Genomic DNA, 21,420 nt, shown 5'->3' with positions numbered 1-21,420 from the left:
TCTATCGACCGGTTCCGTTGTCTACTTTAGGTATTCTTTGCATCGTTGAAAGAATCAATGATGGAGGTTAACAGTGCGGCCTCATTATTGAGCTGGTTGATATAGGAATCCAGTCGCGCAAATTCAGAGGTCATGATTGCATATCGTTTGGTCAACCGCTCAGTGGCGGTGGCAATATCCTTGTCCAGCCGTTCCATTTTCTGTTCTGCTGCATCGATTTGCGTGGTGACACTTCCGGAAATACTGATCATATTGGTAATACCGTCATTGATCGTATCCCCCAGGCCTTTTATGTCATCGTCCGCCTGGCCCAGGAACAGCGTTTTAACCCCTTCCGGATCAGCGGCAATGGCCTGGTCCAGTTCGGTTTCATCCATGTGGATGATGCCGTCCCGGTCAATGGTCATGCCCAGGTCATACAGGCTTGAATAGTCCCCCCCTGTCGAAATGGTGGACCCGATAAGGGTGTACAGGTCGGCAATGGTTTTTTTGGCCGCATACACGTCTTTGAGGGGGGCCTCGGTTTCCGCCTCCGCTGTTTCCGTAACCGTTTCCGGGGTTGTTCCCTTTATCTCTCCGACCAGCGCATTAAATTCTTCAACAAGGTCAAGGATGTGTTGTTTTACACTGTCCATATCATTCTGGACACTGATGGTGGCCTCCCCGGTTTTTTTCAGGGTCAGGGTGGCCCCGGTGAGGATATCATCAATACCGTCATTGGATTGACGCTGAAAGGTAATGCCGTTGACGGTCAAGGCGGCATTCAGCGAGTCGCCGTTCTGGCCGGTGACCTCTGTCATGGGCAGGTTCTGGATGGAGATCCGGTTGTCCTCCCCGGTGGATGTGGCAGTGAGGATCAGTTTGTAAGGGGTCTCTGCGCTGCCGTCATCAATGATGGCGGCCATCACTCCCGGGTTGTCCGATGCCCCGTTAATGGCATCTGCGGCCGCCTGGTAGGTGGTACCTGGCGCAATGCTGATGTAGGCGGACTGGGTGGTGTCGCTGGCTTTGGCAATGGCAATGGTGGCATCGCTTTTTACATACTCAAATCCGGATATGCTGATCTGGGAGTCCGCAGTATTGCCCCCGTTTGTTGCCTTAAGCCGGATATAATACAATCCGTCTGAGTTTTTTTCCACGGATGCGGTCACCAGCTGGTTACCGGCTGTATCCCGGTTGTTCGCCGAGGCATTGACCGCATCTGCCATCTCATTGAGGCTCATGTCAATACCAAGGCTGATATGAATGTCTTTCTGCGCGCCTTCCGCACCATATTTTATGGTCATGGTATCCGGCTGGTCTGTAATACCAACATCAGCTCCGGCAATGGCAATGCCGGGTGCCGGGTATATCATGGCACTCTTGCTGGCAACCCCCGGGGACTGCCAGGAATTTGCCCTGGCCTTCTGGGTGACGTCAATGCGGGTGGCAGATTCGGAAATGCCGTCATCCACCCTGCCGGTCACGACATCTTCATCGGACACGGTTATTTTGTTCTTTAAAAAATCGGATTCCAGGGACAGGGACAGGGCATGGGATTTCATTGAAAACAGCCGGGCATTCACGCTGTTAAAAGCCGTGATGGTTTTTTGAAGGGTTTCTTTCTGGGTTTCCTGAGCCCTGATGGGGGCGGTTTCAACATCTTTGAGCTGGTCCAGTATGCTTTGAAGTTCCAGTCCCGAACCCAGTCCCAAGCTTGAAATTGATCCTGTTGCCATGATAGTGACTCCCTTAAGGCGTATGCTTTAATATTCTACTTATCGGATCATGCCATAGAAAACTCAAGAAAAAAAGCCCTGGAAAAATTTTCCAGGGCTTTTCGATTCAAGGCCGAGGCCTTTATGGGTTAAAAGATGATGCCATCCCTTACTGGAGCAGGCTCAATACGGCCTGAGCACTGGCATTTGCCTGGCTCATGGCAAAGGTGCCTGCCTGCTGCAATACCTGCATCTTGGTAAAGTTGGAGGATTCTTCCGCAAAGTCAACGTCTCGGATGGAGGATTCAGCAGACTGAACATTTGTCCGGGTGGTTGAAATATTGGAGATGGTGGATGACAACTGGTTCTGGATGGACCCCAGGTTTGCCCGGTTCTGGTCCAGGGATTTCAAGGCGGCATCGGCAATGGAGATGGCTGTCTGGGCGCCTTCCTGGGTCAGGACATTCAGGTCTGAGAGCCGGTTGATTACGCCTTCACCGGCAACAGCGTCGGCAAAGGTGGTATTCTCATTGTTGGCCGCCAGCGTACTGCCTTTGGCCAGCATGGAACCGTTCTGCAGGGTCATGTCATTGGTGATGGCAGTTGACCCCTTCGTGGTAATGTCAGCTTGCAGAATGCTGCCGACCGTATACACTGTGCCGTCAGAACCCGTGACATCGTTTGTGAGGTAGGTATTTTGGGCAATCATACTGCCGGCGGCAAGACTGGAGCCGGCTTTCATGAGCAGATCCGTGGTGTCATCAACGGTTTCATCATTGGCCAGGGTCATGGTGCCACCAATGGTGGAACCGTCCGTGAGGACAGAATTGTCTGCAATGACGGAATCCTTGGCAATATTAAAATCAGCCGTGACGGCAACATTTTTGTCAAGGGTAACCCCCCCCCCGATGGTCGAGCCGGCAGCCACCGAGAAGTTATCTGACACCTTGAGGGTGGAATTCGTGGCAATGGTTCCAGCTTTTTCCATTGTCAGATCATTTTTGATCTGTACCTCTGCTGCCACTTTTGACCCGGCTTCCAGGGTCGAGTTGTTGATCAGTTTTGATCCGGTTTCCAGGGTCATCCCCTGGGTCAGGGTCAAATTACTGGCACTTGCCAGTGTCAACTTGGCATCAAAAGAAGACCCGGCCCTTAAGGTGCTGCCACTGGCAAGGAGAGAACCTGCATTCATGGTCATATTTTTTTCAAGGCTGCCTGTGGTCTCCGTAAGGGTTAAATCTGCTTCAACCCGGCTTCCGGTGGTCAGTGTCGATCCGCTGGCCAGCCTGGAGTCGGTTGCCAGGGTCATATTATCCGTCATGGTGGACGTACCGCTTGAGGTGATATCCGCATCAAAAAAGGATCCATTGGCAAGACTGGACCCTGCAGTCAGCCGTGAACCGGCCTGCAGTGTCATGTCATCGATGATGGCATTGGTTCCGCTGACCACAATTTTGGAATCCAGGTAGGATCCATTGGTCAGCTTGGTGCCATCCATCAGTTTGGACCCTGCCCTTAAGGTCATGTCATCGGTCAGGGTGGTTGCATAGTTGGCTCCCCCTGTCTGGTCGGTGATGGCTGCACCAAATGTGGAGTCGGCTATAAGTATTGAGCCAGCCGTAAGCATTGAACCGGCAGCCAGCGTCGTGGTGCCGGTAGTTGGTGTGATAGCACTTGCATTCAGGGTATAATCACCCCCAAATGTGGAGCCCGAACCGAGTATCGACCCTGAGACAAGGGCTGTTCCTGCAGCAAGATCCATAGATGATCCAAGGGCACTAAGTGTTGCGAGCGTGACAGCTGCGCTGATGGATGATCCGCTTCCAAGAACGGTCCCGGATGCAAGGGCTGTGGTACCGGCTAGGGTTGTTGTGCCGGCAACGTCCATGGCTGCTCCATGCAGTGTGGCTCCACCGGCGCCAAGAACACTGTCTCCGACCAGTGTGAGCACCGCATCAGATCCAAGAGTGGCCCCGGCGCCGGCCAATGTGGCACCGCTTCCGATAACGGCATTGGCCCCACCCAATGTGGCACCGCTTCCAATAGTCGCTCCTGCGCCATGCAATACAGCGCCACTTGCGATTGTTGCTCCTGCCCCACCCAATGTGGCACCGCTCCCAATAATCGCTCCTGCGCCATGCAATGTAGCGCCACTTGCGATTGTCGCCCCTGCCCCATGCAATACAGCGCCGCTTCCAATGGTGGCACCGGCGCCGTGCAATGTGGCCCCGGTTCCAAGAGTAGTCCCGTTGCTTAGCGTGGCCCCGGTTCCAATGGTGCTGTCCCCAACCAATGTGAGGGTGGCATTTGCTATAAGTGTAAGATCAGCCCCATGTATTACGGCACCGCTGCCGATAATGGCATTGGCCCCTGCCAGTAGGGCACCACTTCCAATCGTCGTTGCCGCGCCTGCCAATAAGGCTCCGGAACCAATTGCAGAATCGTCGCCTCTCAATTCGGCACCACTTGCGATTAAAGCACCGCCGCCTTTCAGGGTTAAAGACTGATTGTTATCAAGGGTAAGGGCTGTCTGGAGGTTGATATTATTCTCTGATAAAGTTGAGCCTGATTCAAGTGTTGAACCACTTACAAGAATGGCACCCGCAGCTAAACCCGTTATATTTCCTGAAGACAGGGTCGTATCAGCGGTAAGACGATAAACTGCATCGTTCCCAATAGTACCAAGTGCGGCGGCCAATGCCCTTAATGTAGTAGCTCCGTCACCACTGACTTGCGCACTACCGGTAGTACCGGAAATTGTAAATTGTTCTCCATTACCAATAACAGCGCCACTGTTGAGCCAACTGCCGGCAAGAAGTTCTGAATTATCACCAATTGTACCAGTAGCAGTTCCTGCAAGCGTCTCATCTCCTGACGTGACAACGGCTGCATTGAAAACCGTACCGGAACCGATGAGTGTACCGGCTCCCAGGACTGATCCGGAACCCAGCACAGTGCCTGAACCTAAGGTTGTACCGACCCCCAGAGTCGTACCGGAACCCACAGTTGTGCCGGCTCCCAAATTTGTGCCGCTTCCCAGAACCGTACCGGAACCCAGCGTCATGGTTGCCACAAGTGTAGTGCCTGCACCCAGAGAAGTACCGGAGCCAAGGACTGAACCCGATCCTATGATGGTACCGGAACCCAGCACAGTGGCAGCACCCACGGTTGTACCGGAACCCAGGACCGTACCGGCCCCCAGAGTCGTACCGGAACCCAGGGCAGTTGTGTCACCCATGGTCGTACCGGACCCCAGGACAGTCGTAGTGCCCAGAGTCGTACCGGAACCCAGGACGGTTAAGGCCCCCAGAGTCGTACCGGAACCCAGGGCAGTCGTAGTGCCCAGAGTCGTACCGGAACCCAGGGCGGTATCTGCTCCCAATGTGGCACCGGACGCTAGGTTTGTGCCTGCGCCTAATGTCGTACCGGAACCCAGGACCGTACCGGAACCCAGGGTCGTACCGGAAGTTAATGTTATTCCTGCTCCCAGGGTTGAACCTGATGCAACTAAGGTGGTGCCTGTTAGGGTCCCGGCTGTAACACCTGCTGTGGCCGTAACGGTCATGTCACCATTCATTTCTGTGGTGGCGCCCAAAGTGGTGCCGGCTCCCAAAGAAGACGAGGCAGTCAGGGTAGAGGTTGTGTAGGTTGCATTGGTGGTGCTCTCAAGGGTGATGGCTGTTTCGGCAAAAGAAGATCCCTGGCCAATGACAGATCCTGAGCCCAGTGTTGATCCTGAGATCAGGCTGGAATCGATGGTGGTATAACTGGAGTTTTCATTCAGGGTAATGTTACCGGTTAAAACCTTACCGGCACTGATAACATTTCCCCATTTATTGACAATGGCCTTTGAAAAATAAGAGTCTGTTTCAAGGGCAGAATCTGCCTTTAAAGTAGACCCGGCTTTCATGGTCATGTCTTCAGTCAGGGTTACGCTTGCGCCTGTGATCGCATTGGCGCCAAGGTATGAACCTTGTGCCAGGGTTGATCCACTGGCAAGACTCGATCCCATGGCAAGGGATTTGATGCCGCCATTTGAAAGCACCGTAAAGGTATCGGTCGTGTAATCTTTGGTAAGAATACCAGAAGCCATGCCGCTGGTTGTTGAAACATACTGGCCATCGGCAAGCTCTGTGCCGGCTTTCAGGACAGTTCCTGCGGCAATTTTTGACCCGTCAGCCAAGAAACTCTCTGCTGTTGTTGCATCAGTTTCACTTGTTCTGGCCAGCAAAAAGTCGCCGCCCACTATAGTACCAGCGCCCAGTATAGATCCTGCCGCAATATCTGAGCCCGTTTTTATAAAGCTATCGGTTAAGGTTGTATCAACGTCGGCATTTAGTACCACTCTTCCCCCAAGAACAGTTTCAGCGCCAATGGTAGAACCGCTTCCCAGTATGGAGTCAGTTTTGATCAGACTGTTGGAGATGGTTGTGGTTGCATCTGCCGCAAGTGTGAAATCTGCGCCAAGAACCGCTTTGGCGCCAATGGTGGATCCATTGGCAATACTGGAACCGGTCTTCAAAAGACTGCTTGAATTTGTCTGACTTGTGGTGGTCCTCAGGTTAACCGTTCCACCCACTACTGAGTTTGAGGCGATCAGTGAGCCGGCTGCCAGGGTTGAATCTGCTACAACAACGCTTTGGGCATCTGTTTTGCTGGTTTTCGCAACAGTTACTTCCACGCCAAGTGTAGAACCGTTTCCAATAATTGAGCCGGCTGTTAACGTGGACGATTCCTTCAGAAGGCTTGTCGCTGCAGTTTTTGTTGTTTTTGAATCGTTCAAGAGAAACGTACCGCCAAGAATCGTACCTGCTCCGATTTCAGTGCCTCCCTGGAGAATGGAACCCTTGGCAATCGTACTTTGACCCGTGGTCGTGTTTGTCGATTGAATCTGGACAGATCCGGTGATATCAGAATTGGCTCCAAGAGTACTACCGGTGACGATTACAGAGCCGGCAGCAAAACTGGAATCCTGGGTTGTGGTGATGGTGGAGTTGTTGAAGGCATCACCTCCCAGGGTCTGGTTTGTGGTCCAGCCTGCTGCCAGAGTGGAGTTCTCAGCAAGGGTGGAGCCTGCCGCCATGGTGGATGCCATGGTGGTGGTGGTATTGCCGTCAGTTTCCAGATCCGTGGCTAAGGCAACTGCATCTCCGCCGCCCACATTGTTGACCGTGATCTCGCTGGCGCCATACTGAATTAGGGAGACATGTCCCACAGTGGTCATGTCGGAATTCCTGAGAACAGCTTCCGTTTCAGCCCCCCCGGTTTCCACCTTGATCGTCCGGCCGTCAAAGGAGGATAAGGTCAGTTTGCCCTGGGTGTCAACAGCGGCCATGACCCCGTGGGAAGAAGATTTCGAGTTGATGGCGTTTACCAGGGCCCCATCTGCATCATTGGTTTGTACGGCCACCTGGCCGATGCCCACTCCGTTAATGCTGAACCCTTTGCTGGTGGAGCCGCCCTGGATATTCAAATCCGAGGTGGAGGAGACCTGGGCGGTGGCAAAAACGCCCAAGGTGTCACTCATCCGGTTGATGGCATCGGCAACAGCTGACATGGAGTGCTGGCTTGAATTATCAAAGGCCACTTCCACGGATTCAACATTATAGGTCTGGTTTTGAACATTACTGAAAATACTCAGGTCAACGGTTCCGGCCTCACCATTTTTAAGGGTCAGCTGGGACGTGGTGACATGCCCTATTTTATTGGCTTCTGCTGATCCAATGGTGATATTGGTGGTTTCTCCGGTGTAAGCGCCGGTCTGGAATTGTTTGTTGGTAAAGGCACCGGACAACAGCTTCTGATTGTTAAAGGATGTCGTCTTTGCAATGGTATCCAGTTCCTGCATGAGTTTGTCGATATCCGCCTGGATGGCAGCCCTGGATTCAGTGGTCTGACCGTCCTGGGCGGCTTGGATGGATTTTGTTTTAACGGTGTTGATGATATTGATGGATTCTTCCAGCGCCGCATCTGCTGTCTGGACAATATTGATGCCATCATTGGCATTTTTAATGGCCTGGCCCAGTCCCATGGACTGGGATCTTAATGAATCGGCAATAGACATACCGGCTGCATCATCAGCCGCTTTATTGATTCGGAGACCAGAAGAGAGTCTTTCCAGGGAGCTTGACAATGCATTGTCATTTTTGATCATGTTTCTGTGGGCATTTAATGCAGCCACATTGGTGTTTATTCGAAGTGCCATGTTTGTTCCTCCATGTTTTTTGTTAATCGGGAATCCTTTCCCTGATAGTGCCTAAATTAAATTACTTTTGTTTTTTTAATCCAAAACTATTCGTTGAATTCTTACCTCCTTATTGTTAAAGTTTCACAAACGTTTCGTACGGGTGAATATTGATTAGTATCGGTGTTCCTCGCAAAAACTTGATGAAAAGTTTTTTTATTTAGACAAAAAAGTTAATTCAAACATGGCATACAAAATGCGTCTTTTACCAGAAGAGAAAAATTGAAACTGCGATCATCGCATGTGACAAGGAGAGGGTATGACGATCGAATTTCAGGAATTTTATGAATCAAATATTAAACTGTTAAAAAAAAACCAACCCAATGCCTGGAAGACAATACAATCTGTCAATTCTATGCCTGTTGGAAAGATTGTAATGGCGAAGAATGGGAAACCAAATTTAAAAGTTGAAACCCAAGACGGACAGGTATTGTTTTTCCATGATATCCATGATCCTGGAAAAGATGCACAGGATTTTTTAAGAATTGTGCCTGAAACTGCAAAAGGGACCGTCATCTTTCAAGGCATGGGGCTTGGATTCGGGCCCTTAGCAATTATAGAAAAAAGAAAAGATATCCAGCATCTCATTGTTTTTGAACTCTGTGTGGGTATTTTTCTTCAGGCACTCAGGGTTACGGATCTTTCCCGTTTATTGGATGATCCAAAAGTCATTATCTGTCTGGGCCCAGATCCTGAGGTCGAACAAATACTGTCTGCTGCATTACAGTCTATGCGTCTTGAAGAGATCAGCATGTTGACCCACAACCCTTCTTGTCTTTTAGATAAAGACGGATATGAAAAACTGGGGAAAACCATCTACAGCATTGCCAATCAATTGAATATTTCATCAAATACCTTTAAGTCACATGGGGCTACCTTTATTTCCAACAGACTCAGCGCTTTGAGCATGATTCATCACACCTCATTGATAGACAGCTTAAAGGGCAGGTTTAAGGATATCCCTGCGATACTGGTTGCTGCCGGCCCTTCTCTGGATAAGAATATTCAACGGATACGTGAATTTAAGGAAAAGGCGGTTATCATAAGTGTTGATGCCGCACTGCCGGCGTTGCAGGCAAATGGGGTGACCCCTGATTTTGTCACCTCAATAGATTATCAGAATATTACCTATGAAAAAATTGCATCCTGTGCACCAAAATCACAAAATATTTCCTTGATCTGCTCAAGCTGGGTTGGACAAAAAGTTGCCAAGGTTTTTCCGGCCCGGAACATATACTGGACATTTACGGGCGGGGCAATGGAGAATTGGATAAACAAAGGCTTGGGGGGTAATCTCGTGTCCCCGGGGGCGGGGACTGTGGCGCATCTTAATTTTGTGGCCGCCGTTATCATGGGATGCTCTCCCATTGTTTTTACAGGCCAGGACCTTGCCTTTTCAGAAAAAGAAGGCGCGAATGATCATGTCAAACATACCGTGCTTAAATCCGATGACCAGACAGCTATATTTCTTAAAAATAGAGACGGTTTGATATGGGTAGACGGAAATAATGGTGGGAAAGTACCAACCTCAAGGGCATTTGTTAATTATATTGATCAGTTTGAAAAAATGATCCACTCCACACCCGGTGAATATATTAATGCCTCCGAGGGTGGCGCATTCATAAAAGGTACAAATGTGATGCGCTTAAAAGAAGTGTTGGATCAATTTTGTACAAAAGAGTTTAATATTTCAAAAAGCCTGGAAACCTGTAACAAGGAAAGCAAAATAGGCGACCTGGATGCGTTTCTTACCAGCATCAAGTCGGTTTTAAAAACGGTCAATGAGATGAATATGCTTATCAAAAAAGCGGATAATCTATCGTCTTTTTTGAGCAAGCAGTTGTTAAAATTGAAAGCGTCCCCTAAAAAGTATGCAGCATTCGATGCTTTGCCACAAAATATTCAAAAAAAGGTGGGGGACATTGATAGATATCACAAGAAAATAGATAAAAAAAAATGGTTCTGGGGTCTTTTTGATGAAGCAACAGTGACTGCACTTCAAGCAACACAGAGAATGAAGTATGAGATAAACAAACTTCAGGATATCCCTGACAGATATATTGAGTGGCTGTTGGAGAATTTAAAAAGATTAGAGGAGGTGAATCGGGTAAGAAAAAATTTGATTAAAGGGTTTAAAACGATTCTTTCCAATGTAGTGGAGCACCATAAAAAAGAAAGGTCACTTTTAAAATCAATACATCAATCGGAAGAAAATTTTGATCAGATAATGGATCTTGCCCGGCTGTATTGTGAATCAGGTGACTTTGTCCTCGCAAAGCCAGTTTTGACGAAACTGTTTGCCTCTGATCCAGATAATGCTGAGGTTAATTTTTATCTTGGAAAAATTTCAGCGCTGCATACCGAGTATGAAAAAGCAGACCTGTATTTTAAAACAGCAGCGGATAAAGATCCAGAGTTCAAAGAAAAAATCAATGGGTTTAAGATTGAGCTTGGCAATGAATACTTGGCTTATGCAACCCAGTTTTGGCAAAAGGATAAAAGCAGTGCCAAAAACATGATTTTAAAAGGGTTAAGGTTTTGCCCAGATCACCCAAGGTTAAACGTCGAATTATCCGAGATCTTGAAAAAAGATATGGAAGGGGTTGATTTTCGGTTTGAATCTGGAAAATTTGCAGATATTTCGCCTGTTATGGATCAATGGCTGCAGATATTTCAAAATCAGCCGGACTTGTACAATAATTTGAACAGCCAGGCCATGGGCAGTTTTTACAAAAACGGTGGAAAATTTTTCCAAGTTTCAAATGAGTTGCTAAAGGCTTTTGAATATTTTCATAAGGCACTTGTCTGCTCTAAGGATAATCCCGAATATTATCTGTTATTGTCGGAAGTGCTCTTTGATATGGGGAAAAATGATATAGCGGTTTCCCATTATAAAAAAGCATTTGAAATTGATAAAGCGTTTGCTCAATCTTTTGAAGATCAAAAAAAGATCAAAGGTCCCCTCCGAGATAGATACAACAAGACAGATGAAATAAAGAAGACTGAAGCGTGTATGAAATTAACCGGGGAGGGGGATCGGTTTTTTCATCAGGGCAAATTTGAAGATGCTGCTAAAAAATATGAAAAAGCATTGTTGCTGGATGCTGCTAACCCATATGTCATTCATAATCTGGGGACTGCATTAAAAGAACTGGGAGCACTGAGCAGGGCAATTTCATGTTATGAACAAACCCTGTTAATCGTTCCTGAATATTATCCGGCGTATTATAATTTGGGGATAGTGCTGCAGGATCAAGGAAAAATTGATGAGGCGATTGCTTTATATAAAAGGGCGGTTGAAATCAAACCTGACTTTTTAAATGCATTAAACAACCTTGGCAATGCCTATCATTTATCAAACAGATTTTTTGAAGCAATGGATTCATATAAAAAGATCCTTGAAATCGATCCTGGTTACGCAGACGCATTAAATAATCTTGGGGCTGCCTGCCAAGAAGTTGGTATGCTTGATGAAGCCATTTTATATTATAAGCAATTTCTTGAACTCAAGCCGGATAATTTTCAAGCCAGGGCGAATTTGAACAGTCTGCTTTAAAATTATATTTTTTTTTATGGATGCTGATGCTATTTGATTTATTCTAATGGCAATCGGAAATGCTACAGACAGGCTGAGATTTTCCATTATATGAAATTGTATATTTTTGTGCGTCACATTTAAAATGAATTGAATGCTCAAAATCAATGTCTATCATTTGATCTTTTTTTATATCCTTTTGGGTACTGCCGTAATAATTTGAAAAGAATTTTCTCATGGAAAGCCCCATTCCATGATCGGCTGTTTTTATATAAACCCCGTCAATATCAGCTTTGGAGTATACCTTGATCTGGACATTGAATCCTGATTTTTTTAATTTTTCCGCAAATGCAACCTTTTGGCTTGTGTTTGCAATAGGATCATTTTCAGCATGAACAAAACGGTAAATTGTTTTTTGTTTTCCGATGTCACTCATAATATCTATATGATTTTCGGGAAAAGATCGAATGAGTACTTTATTTTTGCAAAAAGCATTGGGCATGAATGGAAGATGAGACCAGGGGGATATAACATTCAATTCGAGTATAATGTTGGGAGAATGCACTTGGGAATACTCTGGATATCCAAGTTCATGTCCAATAAGATATCTACCATTGGGTGAAGCCCAGGAAGAATTGTCAAATACTGCATTCAGCGTGGAAGGAGCGAATTTGGATACTAAATTGGCTATATATCCACCATAAGAGCTTCCAATGGCATAAATTTTTATAGGGATAGTGGGATATTTTTTGAAGACATCGTTTATGGCATAAATATTATCCAGGGCCGGAAGAATACCAAAATTTTGATACTCGTTTTTTTTAGGGTATATGGTTCCCGGAATCGTGAGAGGTTTTGTGGGGTTGGCTTTTATTTTACTTAATTTTAAAAGAACCTCCTCAACCGTCTCATCAGTCATGCAGTCCGTGATTGAACGTAGAAGTTTCATGATATTTGGTTCTATACTGACAGTTGCACCATTTTGGGGCCGTGCAAACAAACAATGGTAATCAACAGCTAGACAGGCCAATGGATAGTTGCTGGAGATGTGTTTTTGAAAATTCTCACGGTAGGATCCGGCATCGGCTCCGAATCCTGCAATATAAACAACAAGGCCTTCTGTTTTTTGGGGGGGAATGGTAATCGAATAATTTAATTTTCTTTGACTGGTACTGCAAAATTCAAAATCACCATGAGCATCAATCTCATGGTTAAATATTTGCATTATCATTTCCAGGGAGCGCTTTTTTTTCCAGTAAAAACCAGTTAATATCATCTTGAGGGTAGTTTTTGTCTCTTTTATAAATAAATCCATAATCTATAAGGCTAAGATCATGGTATTTTTCCATCATTTCGCCTGCAAAATCTCTTTTAAAGAGCTTGCCCTTATGTCCTCTATACGTTACCTCAACAGGCGTTGGATTGTAATATTCAGCTATTAAAATATATTTTTTACTGGATTGATACAATATATCATATGCTTTTGGAAGAAAATCGGGATTGATATGAATGAGTACTGTTTTGATAAGCGCTAAATCAAATTGGTTTTCAATTTTATAATCAAAAATGGAGCTATTTATAGCGGTTATATAAGAATTTTTGCTTAATTCATTAAACGCATTTTTATTGATTTCAATTCCTTCCGCTATCATTTCAGGCAAAAGCATCTTTATTGCCTTTAAATTCATCCCTACATTAGCGCCAAATTCTATTACAGAAGAAATATTTTCTGTTTTGTTAATTATTTTTGAAAACATCGCAATATTCGCGGCAAGATATTTTATGCTTTTGTTTCTTTCGATATAATTATTACCAAATTCACCAGCCCAAAAGTCTTCTTGAGCAGTATTGAATTTTTGCATTATATAACTCCTTTCAAAATCTTATACTTCATTTCTGCAATTTTCCAATCTTCATCATCATCTATGTCTTGAACTTCGCTTTCTGGAACAATTAACGGCAAAGTGTTTTCAGGAAACAATACCAGCTGCTCTAAAAAACTATTTGTCTTTAAGCAGTAAAATTGCCCTGTATCATGATAAATGGATTCCAGATCCTGTGATCTTTTTGAATAATTTTCCGGCCACAGCATTTTCGCCCTGTTATTTTCTATTTTCAGAGACCGCTGAATCGGATAGCTGTATTTTACAACGGGAAGAACGCACTCAACATTATTTTCAATTAAAATTTTTGTTGCTTTCTTTAGTTTTTCTGCTGTGACAAATGGTGCTGTCGGATAAATACAGCATAAATATTCAAAGGACTGATTTTTTTTTTGATATTCGAGAATAACTTCTTTTATAACATCACTTGTCATTGCATAATCATCAGAATTTTTTTGCGACCTGAGAAAAGGGATTTTAGCTCCGAAGGAAGTCGCAATCTTCGCTATTTCTTCATCCTCTGTCGATACCATAACTTCGTCAAAAATATCAGATGTGATTGCGGCCTCAATTGAATAAGCGATAATAGGCTTGCCACAAAATTCTTTTATGTTTTTTCTTGGAATCCTTTTACTTCCACCTCTTGCCGTAATGATTGCAACTTTTTTTGACATCTTATTTCCTTCGAAGATTGATGGGTTACAATATCAATCACTTATTTCTGCCAGCTTAATTAATAGCTTTTTCTTATCAATTGTTTTGTAGAATGCATTCGGGTATGGATCTTCGAGCATTCTGATTTTATTAAAAAGGTATTCTCCGGTTTTAGTTTGGAGCTCATCTAGTGTTATCTCACTATCTTGAGGCGTTCTTCTCTTGAATACGGTTTTGTTTTTTTCCTGTTGTTTTATTAATGTGTAATCCCCATCTAATAATTTTTGTGTAAGATCAATTCCAATAGTGGTAATTCGTTCAAAAATTTCCACTAAATGACCTTCTAATGAAAATTTTTTTTGACAAATTATATCGCCGGAATCCATACCCGTATCCATCAAGAAGAGTGTAACAGCTGATTCTTTTTCATTATTGATTATTTGGTTCTGTATGGGACTTCCACCTCTGTATTTTGGCAGGGGGGAAGGGTGAAGCATAATACATTTATAAGTGTTTATCATTTCATCACTTACAATCCAACTCCAACCATAATATAAGATTAAGTCCGGTTTGAAATCTTTGATGGCTTGCTCATGGTATTGATTGGTCGACCGGATTATTAATATAGTATGGTCAGTATTCTGGACAATCGTGTCATAAATTTTTAATGCCCAATTTCTATAACTTACACATACGATTCTCATTATATAATCTCCCTTATTAATTGAAATGCTTCTGCATAATGGCTTGCTGATTGCATTCCTCTCCTTTTGGCAAGCGTTAAAATCCCCTCGCTGGATCTAGGAAAAGGAAAATCTTTGATTTCTGTAGTGTATTCATTTAATGCATTTGTTTTTGCCGTTACATGTTCTAAGTCCAATGAGACAAAAAAATTGGGTTTGAAATTTTTAATAAAGCCCCATTCACTGGATGATAATATCTCAAAAGAATATACCCTTTTGACCAAATTCTGTGCGCCGGGCCGGGTAGCTTGCAATACTGCCTGAAAAACTAATTTATGGTCGTTATTAACATCACGATGGCTATGAGTGAAGATGGTGTCAGGCTGGTATGCCTTGATTTCATTTTCAACTATTTTACCTAAATCAATTAAAGGGGTTTTATCAAGTCTGCCGCAGGGCAAATTATAAAATTTATAGTCTGAAATATTTAAAACGGCCAAAGAGCTTTTTGCACAAGTGTTTCTTTTTTTAATTTCTTTTAATGCTTCAATGGACTCAATCTTGTCGTATGAATATCTGCATGTGCTTCCCTCTGCGATGAAAATTATTCTGAAATGAATATCTTGTTGGCTTGAATATTTTGCAATGGTTCCCCCACATCCCAATATATCGTCATCTGGATGGGCTGCAACAATCAATATTTTTTTAAAATTCATATTGTTAATCCCCAGGGATGAAATTCATTTGTTTGATAACCTGAAAGATTAAACTTGATAGCAAGTTTTTTTCCATAGGCAATGATATCCTTCTTCCTTTTAATCGACAAATTGGTATTATGCTGCCGGTAGTAAAATAATTTTTGATGAATACACAATCCATTGCAGTTATTGGACAACAAGTTCAAAATAAGTTCATAGTTTTCAAGGCCACAGTTTTTTACCGCTTCATTGTACAACCCAACTTTTGCTATTTGCTTTTTGTTATATAAGGTTCCGGTTGCCAAAAAATCGCCTCTTTTTTTAATTTCCACGTCATTAAAATCCGGCAATTTTACGTCTGAAATAATTTCATCTTGTTCATTTATTAAAGAATATTCAGGATAAACAAATGCATACTTAGAACCATGGATCTTCGGATAGGTGAGATTAAGAAAACGCTTATCGAGTTTGTCATCTGCATCAACCCTTACGATATAGTCCCCATCCGCTTTTCTTATGGCATAATTTAATTCATATTCCAGTCCATGATTTGAGTTCTTGAAAAGCCGGATGAGATGGGCATATTTTTTTAAAATTTCAAGACTAGCATCCTGGCTTCCATCGTCAACAACTATAACTTCAAAATTATCAAAACCCTCCTGATTCAAACAGGATAAGACACAAGATTCAATATATTTTTCATAATTGTACGAACTTATTATTATCGAAATTTTTTTCACGGTTTACCAATCGAAATTTTCGTATTTAAGATAGTCGCCTTTTTTAATATCATGTTTTAGGCGCTTTTTATTTAATTTGTCAAAATCATTGGGGCTAAAGCAATCAGACGGTGCGGGGCGTTGAAATTCTATGTTCTGTCTGGAGATGACTGTCCCTTTTGATAGATCTTTTATAACTCTAATAGCCCTTCTCTGTAAAATTAGGGTTTCTTTTTCATTTTCTTCAACTTTTTTTACACTATCCCCCAGTGATTGTTCCAATATTTTAACATTTTTAACCATTTCTGCCCAACTTTTAGGGTTCATGGAAAATTTATGATCAGGCCCTTGTCTATCATTGTCATCAGTGAAATGTTTCTCAATGACCCTGGCACCAAGCGCAACGGACCCAAGCGCAGTAATACTTCCAGGGGTGTGATCGCTTAATCCTAAAATCAAGTCGGGAAATAGTTTTTTAAATGAGTTTAACACATTTAAATTAATATACTTAAAGTTTTCAATACTGGCCGTGTAGTTCGTATTACATTGCATTAAAACGATTTTAGGGGTATGGACGCTTAACGTATTGACGGCATGCTTTACTTCATCCATGGTAGATGCTCCGCAAGCAAATAATACCGGCTTATCCGTTAATGCCATCTTGATTAACATATCATCTCTGTTGATATCCCCTGAACCCACTTTGAAGGCCGACACATAAGGATTCAGGTGATCTATCATATCAAGGTCATAGGGCGTTGAGAAAAAACTGATACCAATTTCATCGCAATATTTTTTTAATATTGGTGTCCATTCTACAGGCACCTCTGCATCCTTATAAACTTCAAAAATAGTTTTATTCCAGCTTTTTTGGTGACTAAATTTGTTTCCAAGGCTTTTGAACCCTAAGTCACTGACATATTTTTCTACATTATGATGCTGGAATTTAACGGCATCACCCCCCATCTCTTTTACCAGATAAATCAAGCTTTTAGCTCTTTCGATATCTCCATCATGATTAGCTGCAATATCAGCAATAAAGTAGGTTGGGGAATTAAATCCTATTTTTCTGTCATTAATAAATATTTCCTTTTGAAATTTCATTTCTTTCTCCTGTCAAAGCGCGATAAATATTCATTAAAAAGACTGTCTATAACCTCGTCTAAATTGGGTAACGGATAACCCAATATTTTTTCAGCTTTGCTTGTGTCTAATCCCAACGAATCTCCCTTTTTTTTACTATCTTTAAAATTTTTGCAGCTTCCTGTTAGGGTGTTTTTTAATGATAATTCAAATTTGGATGCAAATTTTTCAATAAATTTTTTTTTGCTCACAACTTCAGATGAGGCAATATTTAAAATGCCTGGGATGCGCTTTGAAATAATTTTTTTTAATATTTTTGCCAATTGCACAGTATGAATGCTGGAAGTGTAAAAATCATCAAAAAGAGTAATCTGTTTGTGGTTGCTCAGACTGTCAAAAACCCAATCTACAAAACTTGCCTGGGTAAAGTTTCTTTTAAAGCCGACTATGTTTGTCCTTAAAACCAAACTTTTTGAGTTAAGCAGTGTTAATTGTTCTGCTAAAAATTTTGTTTTTGAATATTCACTTGTTAGAACGACGGGGTGACGTTCGGTATGTTTTTTTTTTAAATCGTTTTTATAATAATGGTCTGTTGAAATTTGAATAAAATAACAGTCTGAGTTTTTGATGTAATCATTAATTATCGTAATGGGTCTCGTGTTAACCATATAAGCTTCAGCTGGATTGCTTTCACAATAAGAATGATCTACTATTGCAACAGTATTGATAATTATTGTAGGAGAAACCTTTTTGAGAACTTTAATTAGAGCATTATCATCAGTGATATCAATATTAAAATCAGCACTTTTATGGGCCATTCCATAAACCTCAAAATCTTCTGACAATACCTTGATTAGAGATCGCCCCAATAATCCTGTTGATCCTAAAACTAAAAGTTTTTGTTTCCCCATCAGTTAGTTTCCTCACATCTTAATTTTTAGCAGTCCACCATCGGGCATCATTTTTGTCCAACTTTATTATAGTCAAGGATTTCAGCTATGGTCAAAAAGCGTTGATTTGTATTTGAATTATATTCAAACCCCTGTCTGACAGGAATCCCTTTCTCTCTAAGGTTGTTCGTGGTTGGATCTGTTTTCCTGCCATGAAAGGTGATGGACGGCAGGATAATAAAATGATCTTCAAATTCAATGGTAAGATGAGAATCATCCCCGGGGCACATGGTTTCATGGAGTTTTTCCCCTGGTCGAATGCCCACAATCTTCTGAGTAATTTCCGGTGCCATTGCTGTTGCCAGGTCTGTGATTTTTACAGAAGGGATTTTCGGTACATAAATTTCACCTCCAGACATGCGTTGGAAGTTTTTGATCACAAAATCCACACCCTGTTGAAGGGTTATCCAGAAACGGGTCATCCGTTCATCGGTGATGGGCAAGTGGTCTTTTTTTTCATCAATTAGGGTTTGAAAGAAAGGGACGACAGACCCTCTGGAACCGACAACATTGCCATAGCGGACAACTGAAAATATAGTCTTTTTAGCGCCTGCAAAATTGTTGGCTGCGACAAAGAGTTTGTCGGAGCAAAGTTTGGTGGCACCATACAGGTTTATGGGGCTTGCTGCCTTGTCTGTGGAAAGGGCAATGACATTGCCGACATTATTATATAGAGCTGAATAGATAACGTTTTCGGCACCATTAATGTTGGTTTTAATGCATTCTGTGGGGTTGTATTCTGCCGCAGGGACCTGTTTGAGTGCTGCGGCATGGATCACATAGTCTATGCCGTTCATGGCCATGGTTAGGCGCTCTTTATCCCTTACATCTCCAATGAAATATCTCATGCAGGGCTGATTGAACTTTTGCTGCATTTCAAATTGCTTCAGCTCATCTCTTGAAAAAATGACAATTCGTTTTGGCTGGTGGTTTTTCAGCAGGGTCTCGGTAAATTTTTTACCAAAAGAGCCGGTGCCGCCAGTGATGAGTATCGATTTATTGTCAAACATTGTATCTAATTCCTTATGTTAAGTGTCCGCAGGTTCCTGTGAACCATGAAGAGCATCTTTGAAATATGATTTTATTTGCATGCTCATATTATGTGCCCAAAGAAAACGAAGTTCAAGTTTTAAAGGTATGGTGCCGAAAAAAATAGTCTATTGTCAAGCAGCATATATTCTAAAGAGTGTTTAAAATGTATATTAAAAAGAACGTTTTCTTTTTACCGGTGATATGGAATGAAAAAGTCCCCAGTCTTGACAAATTTGAGAATGAATCTGTTTTAACGTATCCTGATTTGTGCCCAGGGAAAGCAACACCTCGGGGATTGTCTTGCTGTTACGCAGCGCAAGACAATCAGGGTCTTGAAAAATCTGGGGCTCCGCGTCAAAAAACCAGAACGGATAAATCCTGCAGAAATGGGGCCGAACGTCTTTCGGTAACCTACATCCGTCCTTTCCTAAAAGGATGCAGGCATTATTGATTGTTTTAAGCTCAAAGTGCTTTTTATTTTCAGGGTATGCTTTAAGGACTGATTTTTCCATATCCGGAAAAATATTCAGCATCTGATGGATGAAAAAGCTTGAATTATCTTTGACTACAAAGAATTTGTTTCTTCTTTTATACCCTGAAAAATTGAGTATTCGCTCTATCTCAGCGTCTGAAACCGGCGGTATCAGCATTTTACCCTTGTTGTCGGATTCCAGTGTACAACATGAAGTATGGTTTGAATGACATTTGCGGCATATGTTTATTGTTGTCAAGATTCCGTCCCCCCTTTCATTATGTCTTTGACTATTTTATATACAACCCGGAAAAAAAGGCTATCCTTTGGCCTTAATTCGGCATCTTTAACCAAAAAAAGCAATATCCATGCCAGTATATTTTTCAGTAGGTTTTTGTTTTATGGGCAACGATTGCCGTTGCTTTTGTGATTTGGGAAGAATTGTTTATATCTGCCATAGAGACACCAATGGTTTTTATAAAAAGATAATCAAACTTATTTATAATATGGATGGATATCCCTTTGTAGAAAGATAGTATCAAAAAACCTATTATACTCGCTTTATTCCCAGCAATGGGAGCTTAGCGAGGGTGTTTATGGGTCGTAAAATGGACAAAAGATTATAGGGGATATTCATGGGGTTTAAAAAAACTATTGACATTGTTTTTCAAATCATATAGATATCCCTTGTTTTTGATTGGCCTTGGGCCGTTAACTCAGTTGGCAGAGTATCTGCCTTTTAAGCAGAGAGTCGCTGGTTCGAGCCCAGCACGGCCCACCACCAATAAAAACACTGCGTCCCCATCGTCTAGCCTGGTCCAGGACACCGGCCTTTCACGCCGGCGACAGGGGTTCGAATCCCCTTGGGGACGCCACCTTAATAACAAGGCTTTCAGAGATTCTCTGAGGGCTTTTTTATTTTGGGGTTTCTGACTTTCTTTTTTGACTTTTCATCATCTGCTAAAAGTTTATCCAATACAGAGAAAACAATCTCAAAGCGTTCATCTGTTCGTTCCCGCAATTCGTCAACAGCCAAGTTTTGCGTTTAAGTGAGATGGTGAATAGTGACCTCCAATTTATTCTGGGTTCTGGATAGTCACAATTTTTTTTTCTGAGCAGCCTCTTTTTGCTGATGAAAAATATCATGGCGGCAGTAAAAAAAAAAGGGGGGGTAGGGTAGGAAAGGCTCACCCTGCAGGGGTCTGTCAGGCGTAAGTGTTGATTTCCAGGGCCTGTTTTTTTTGATTCAGTTCTCTTTCCAGCTTGTTTTTTTCCAGGTGATAGGCTCTTTCCAGTTGTTGCTTGTCACTGGTGTAATTTTGTTCCACAATGGTTTTTTTTTTCTGATAGTCTTGTTGAAGATCTTTTGCTTTGCGGGAGATATTGACTGTGTCATCGGTTTCCTGGCGGTTTGAAAAAGGGGGTTGTGTGGTTGATGGGGGGCGGCTGGTGGATGTATCAAGTTGAATCTGGTATCCAGTTACAGAAGGTATGCCGGATGTCGTGGTCAACATGTTTTACCCCATTAACGTCTAGTGTCGGCTCATTGTGTCAATGATTTGACATTTTTCTATCCCAAGGATCTGCTTATATTGAAATACCCCCTTATCAAGGAGGTGTCAATAAATTTATTGGCACTGAAAATCAGGGCAATCGCATGTAACTTTTTATGAATATCCCATACCCGTTCAGACCAGATTACCTTTCCTTCGCTGGATGGGCTATGTTGACAGGCTCTATGCCGGGCTACACTTGTGGCGGAAAAACTCG

At 42.8% G+C, this 21,420-nt stretch carries 15 protein-coding genes and 2 tRNA genes; 3 read left to right on the top strand and 14 right to left on the bottom strand.

Annotated elements, in window-relative coordinates:
• Nucleotides 1–26: 26 nt before the first annotated feature.
• Entirely contained in the window at nt 27–1,718 is a 1,692-nt protein-coding gene (gene fliD / locus Q1Q15_RS02670; protein WP_300456279.1) for a flagellar filament capping protein FliD, read from the bottom strand.
• A gap of 148 nt (nt 1,719–1,866) precedes the next feature.
• Entirely contained in the window at nt 1,867–7,902 is a 6,036-nt protein-coding gene (locus Q1Q15_RS02665; protein WP_300456276.1) for a flagellin, read from the bottom strand.
• 298 nt (nt 7,903–8,200) lie between these two features.
• Here Q1Q15_RS02665 and Q1Q15_RS02660 point away from each other — a divergent pair, with 298 nt between their 5' ends.
• Nucleotides 8,201–11,497 carry a 6-hydroxymethylpterin diphosphokinase MptE-like protein gene (locus tag Q1Q15_RS02660; RefSeq protein ID WP_300456273.1) on the top strand — a complete coding sequence of 1,099 codons (3,297 nt, stop codon included), beginning with the start codon at nt 8,201–8,203 and terminating at the stop codon, nt 11,495–11,497.
• A 43-nt stretch (nt 11,498–11,540) separates the two neighbouring features.
• On the opposite strand, the gene Q1Q15_RS02655 is transcribed toward Q1Q15_RS02660, so the two are convergent.
• From Q1Q15_RS02655 to Q1Q15_RS02610, 10 genes are all read right to left on the bottom strand, one after another.
• Nucleotides 11,541–12,791, bottom strand: coding sequence for a DUF2920 family protein (locus Q1Q15_RS02655; RefSeq protein WP_300456270.1), 1,251 nt, complete (start codon nt 12,789–12,791; stop codon nt 11,541–11,543).
• Nucleotides 12,688–13,338 carry a pseudaminic acid biosynthesis-associated methylase gene (locus Q1Q15_RS02650; RefSeq protein WP_300456267.1) on the bottom strand — a complete coding sequence of 217 codons (651 nt, stop codon included), beginning with the start codon at nt 13,336–13,338 and terminating at the stop codon, nt 12,688–12,690. Before Q1Q15_RS02650 ends, Q1Q15_RS02655 begins: the two co-directional genes overlap by 104 nt.
• A complete protein-coding gene (gene pseF, locus Q1Q15_RS02645) occupies nt 13,338–14,033 on the bottom strand; it encodes a pseudaminic acid cytidylyltransferase (RefSeq protein ID WP_300456265.1) in 696 nt (231 codons plus the stop codon). Before pseF ends, Q1Q15_RS02650 begins: the two co-directional genes overlap by 1 nt.
• Nucleotides 14,034–14,066: 33 nt before the next feature.
• Complete coding sequence (locus Q1Q15_RS02640) at nt 14,067–14,717, bottom strand: formyltransferase family protein (protein WP_300456262.1); 651 nt, start codon at nt 14,715–14,717, stop codon at nt 14,067–14,069.
• On the bottom strand, nt 14,717–15,412 hold the full coding sequence (locus tag Q1Q15_RS02635) for a PIG-L family deacetylase (RefSeq protein ID WP_300456259.1): 696 nt from the start codon (nt 15,410–15,412) through the stop codon (nt 14,717–14,719). Before Q1Q15_RS02635 ends, Q1Q15_RS02640 begins: the two co-directional genes overlap by 1 nt.
• Nucleotides 15,409–16,134 carry a glycosyltransferase family 2 protein gene (locus tag Q1Q15_RS02630; RefSeq protein WP_300456256.1) on the bottom strand — a complete coding sequence of 242 codons (726 nt, stop codon included), beginning with the start codon at nt 16,132–16,134 and terminating at the stop codon, nt 15,409–15,411. The genes Q1Q15_RS02635 and Q1Q15_RS02630 overlap by 4 nt, the downstream gene beginning before the upstream one ends.
• A 3-nt stretch (nt 16,135–16,137) precedes the next feature.
• The gene (locus Q1Q15_RS02625; RefSeq protein ID WP_300456253.1) at nt 16,138–17,217 is read right to left on the bottom strand and encodes an N-acetylneuraminate synthase family protein; all 1,080 of its coding nucleotides are present in this window, start codon (nt 17,215–17,217) and stop codon (nt 16,138–16,140) included.
• Complete coding sequence (locus Q1Q15_RS02620; protein ID WP_300456250.1) at nt 17,214–18,107, bottom strand: sugar nucleotide-binding protein; 894 nt, start codon at nt 18,105–18,107, stop codon at nt 17,214–17,216. Before Q1Q15_RS02620 ends, Q1Q15_RS02625 begins: the two co-directional genes overlap by 4 nt.
• A 47-nt stretch (nt 18,108–18,154) precedes the next feature.
• The gene (gene pseB / locus Q1Q15_RS02615; RefSeq protein ID WP_300456247.1) at nt 18,155–19,156 is read right to left on the bottom strand and encodes a UDP-N-acetylglucosamine 4,6-dehydratase (inverting); all 1,002 of its coding nucleotides are present in this window, start codon (nt 19,154–19,156) and stop codon (nt 18,155–18,157) included.
• 192 nt (nt 19,157–19,348) lie between these two features.
• Nucleotides 19,349–19,828, bottom strand: a complete 480-nt coding sequence (locus Q1Q15_RS02610) for a hypothetical protein (protein ID WP_300456244.1) — start codon at nt 19,826–19,828, stop codon at nt 19,349–19,351.
• A gap of 527 nt (nt 19,829–20,355) precedes the next feature.
• On the opposite strand from Q1Q15_RS02610, the gene Q1Q15_RS02605 reads away from it, so the two are divergent.
• Together Q1Q15_RS02605 and Q1Q15_RS02600 are read left to right on the top strand one after the other, a co-directional pair.
• Nucleotides 20,356–20,431, top strand: a tRNA-Lys gene (locus tag Q1Q15_RS02605).
• 16 nt (nt 20,432–20,447) lie between these two features.
• Nucleotides 20,448–20,525, top strand: a tRNA-Glu gene (locus Q1Q15_RS02600).
• A gap of 330 nt (nt 20,526–20,855) precedes the next feature.
• On the opposite strand, the gene Q1Q15_RS02595 is transcribed toward Q1Q15_RS02600, so the two are convergent.
• The gene (locus tag Q1Q15_RS02595) at nt 20,856–21,164 is read right to left on the bottom strand and encodes a hypothetical protein (protein WP_300456242.1); all 309 of its coding nucleotides are present in this window, start codon (nt 21,162–21,164) and stop codon (nt 20,856–20,858) included.
• A gap of 56 nt (nt 21,165–21,220) precedes the next feature.
• The coding region (locus Q1Q15_RS02590; RefSeq protein WP_300456239.1) for a hypothetical protein at nt 21,221–21,420 on the bottom strand (200 nt) is incomplete at its 5' end.

Origin of the sequence: Desulfobacula sp., from assembly GCF_030145145.1 — a bacterium.
Lineage (GTDB): Bacteria > Desulfobacterota > Desulfobacteria > Desulfobacterales > Desulfobacteraceae > Desulfobacula.
This window is presented reverse-complemented; position numbering and strand designations above follow the sequence as displayed.

What these genes read in the sequence shown, in the direction of transcription:
- fliD (WP_300456279.1), bottom strand. Translation starts at nt 1,718, where the DNA reads ATGGCAACAGGATCAATTTCAAGCTTGGGACTGGGTTCGGGACTGGAA.
- Q1Q15_RS02665 (WP_300456276.1), bottom strand. Translation starts at nt 7,902, where the DNA reads ATGGCACTTCGAATAAACACCAATGTGGCTGCATTAAATGCCCACAGA.
- Q1Q15_RS02660 (WP_300456273.1), top strand. Translation starts at nt 8,201, where the DNA reads ATGACGATCGAATTTCAGGAATTTTATGAATCAAATATTAAACTGTTA.
- Q1Q15_RS02655 (WP_300456270.1), bottom strand. Translation starts at nt 12,791, where the DNA reads ATGGATTTATTTATAAAAGAGACAAAAACTACCCTCAAGATGATATTA.
- Q1Q15_RS02650 (WP_300456267.1), bottom strand. Translation starts at nt 13,338, where the DNA reads ATGCAAAAATTCAATACTGCTCAAGAAGACTTTTGGGCTGGTGAATTT.
- pseF (WP_300456265.1), bottom strand. Translation starts at nt 14,033, where the DNA reads ATGTCAAAAAAAGTTGCAATCATTACGGCAAGAGGTGGAAGTAAAAGG.
- Q1Q15_RS02640 (WP_300456262.1), bottom strand. Translation starts at nt 14,717, where the DNA reads ATGAGAATCGTATGTGTAAGTTATAGAAATTGGGCATTAAAAATTTAT.
- Q1Q15_RS02635 (WP_300456259.1), bottom strand. Translation starts at nt 15,412, where the DNA reads ATGAATTTTAAAAAAATATTGATTGTTGCAGCCCATCCAGATGACGAT.
- Q1Q15_RS02625 (WP_300456253.1), bottom strand. Translation starts at nt 17,217, where the DNA reads ATGAAATTTCAAAAGGAAATATTTATTAATGACAGAAAAATAGGATTT.
- Q1Q15_RS02620 (WP_300456250.1), bottom strand. Translation starts at nt 18,107, where the DNA reads ATGGGGAAACAAAAACTTTTAGTTTTAGGATCAACAGGATTATTGGGG.
- pseB (WP_300456247.1), bottom strand. Translation starts at nt 19,156, where the DNA reads ATGTTTGACAATAAATCGATACTCATCACTGGCGGCACCGGCTCTTTT.
- Q1Q15_RS02610 (WP_300456244.1), bottom strand. Translation starts at nt 19,828, where the DNA reads ATGCTGATACCGCCGGTTTCAGACGCTGAGATAGAGCGAATACTCAAT.
- Q1Q15_RS02595 (WP_300456242.1), bottom strand. Translation starts at nt 21,164, where the DNA reads ATGTTGACCACGACATCCGGCATACCTTCTGTAACTGGATACCAGATT.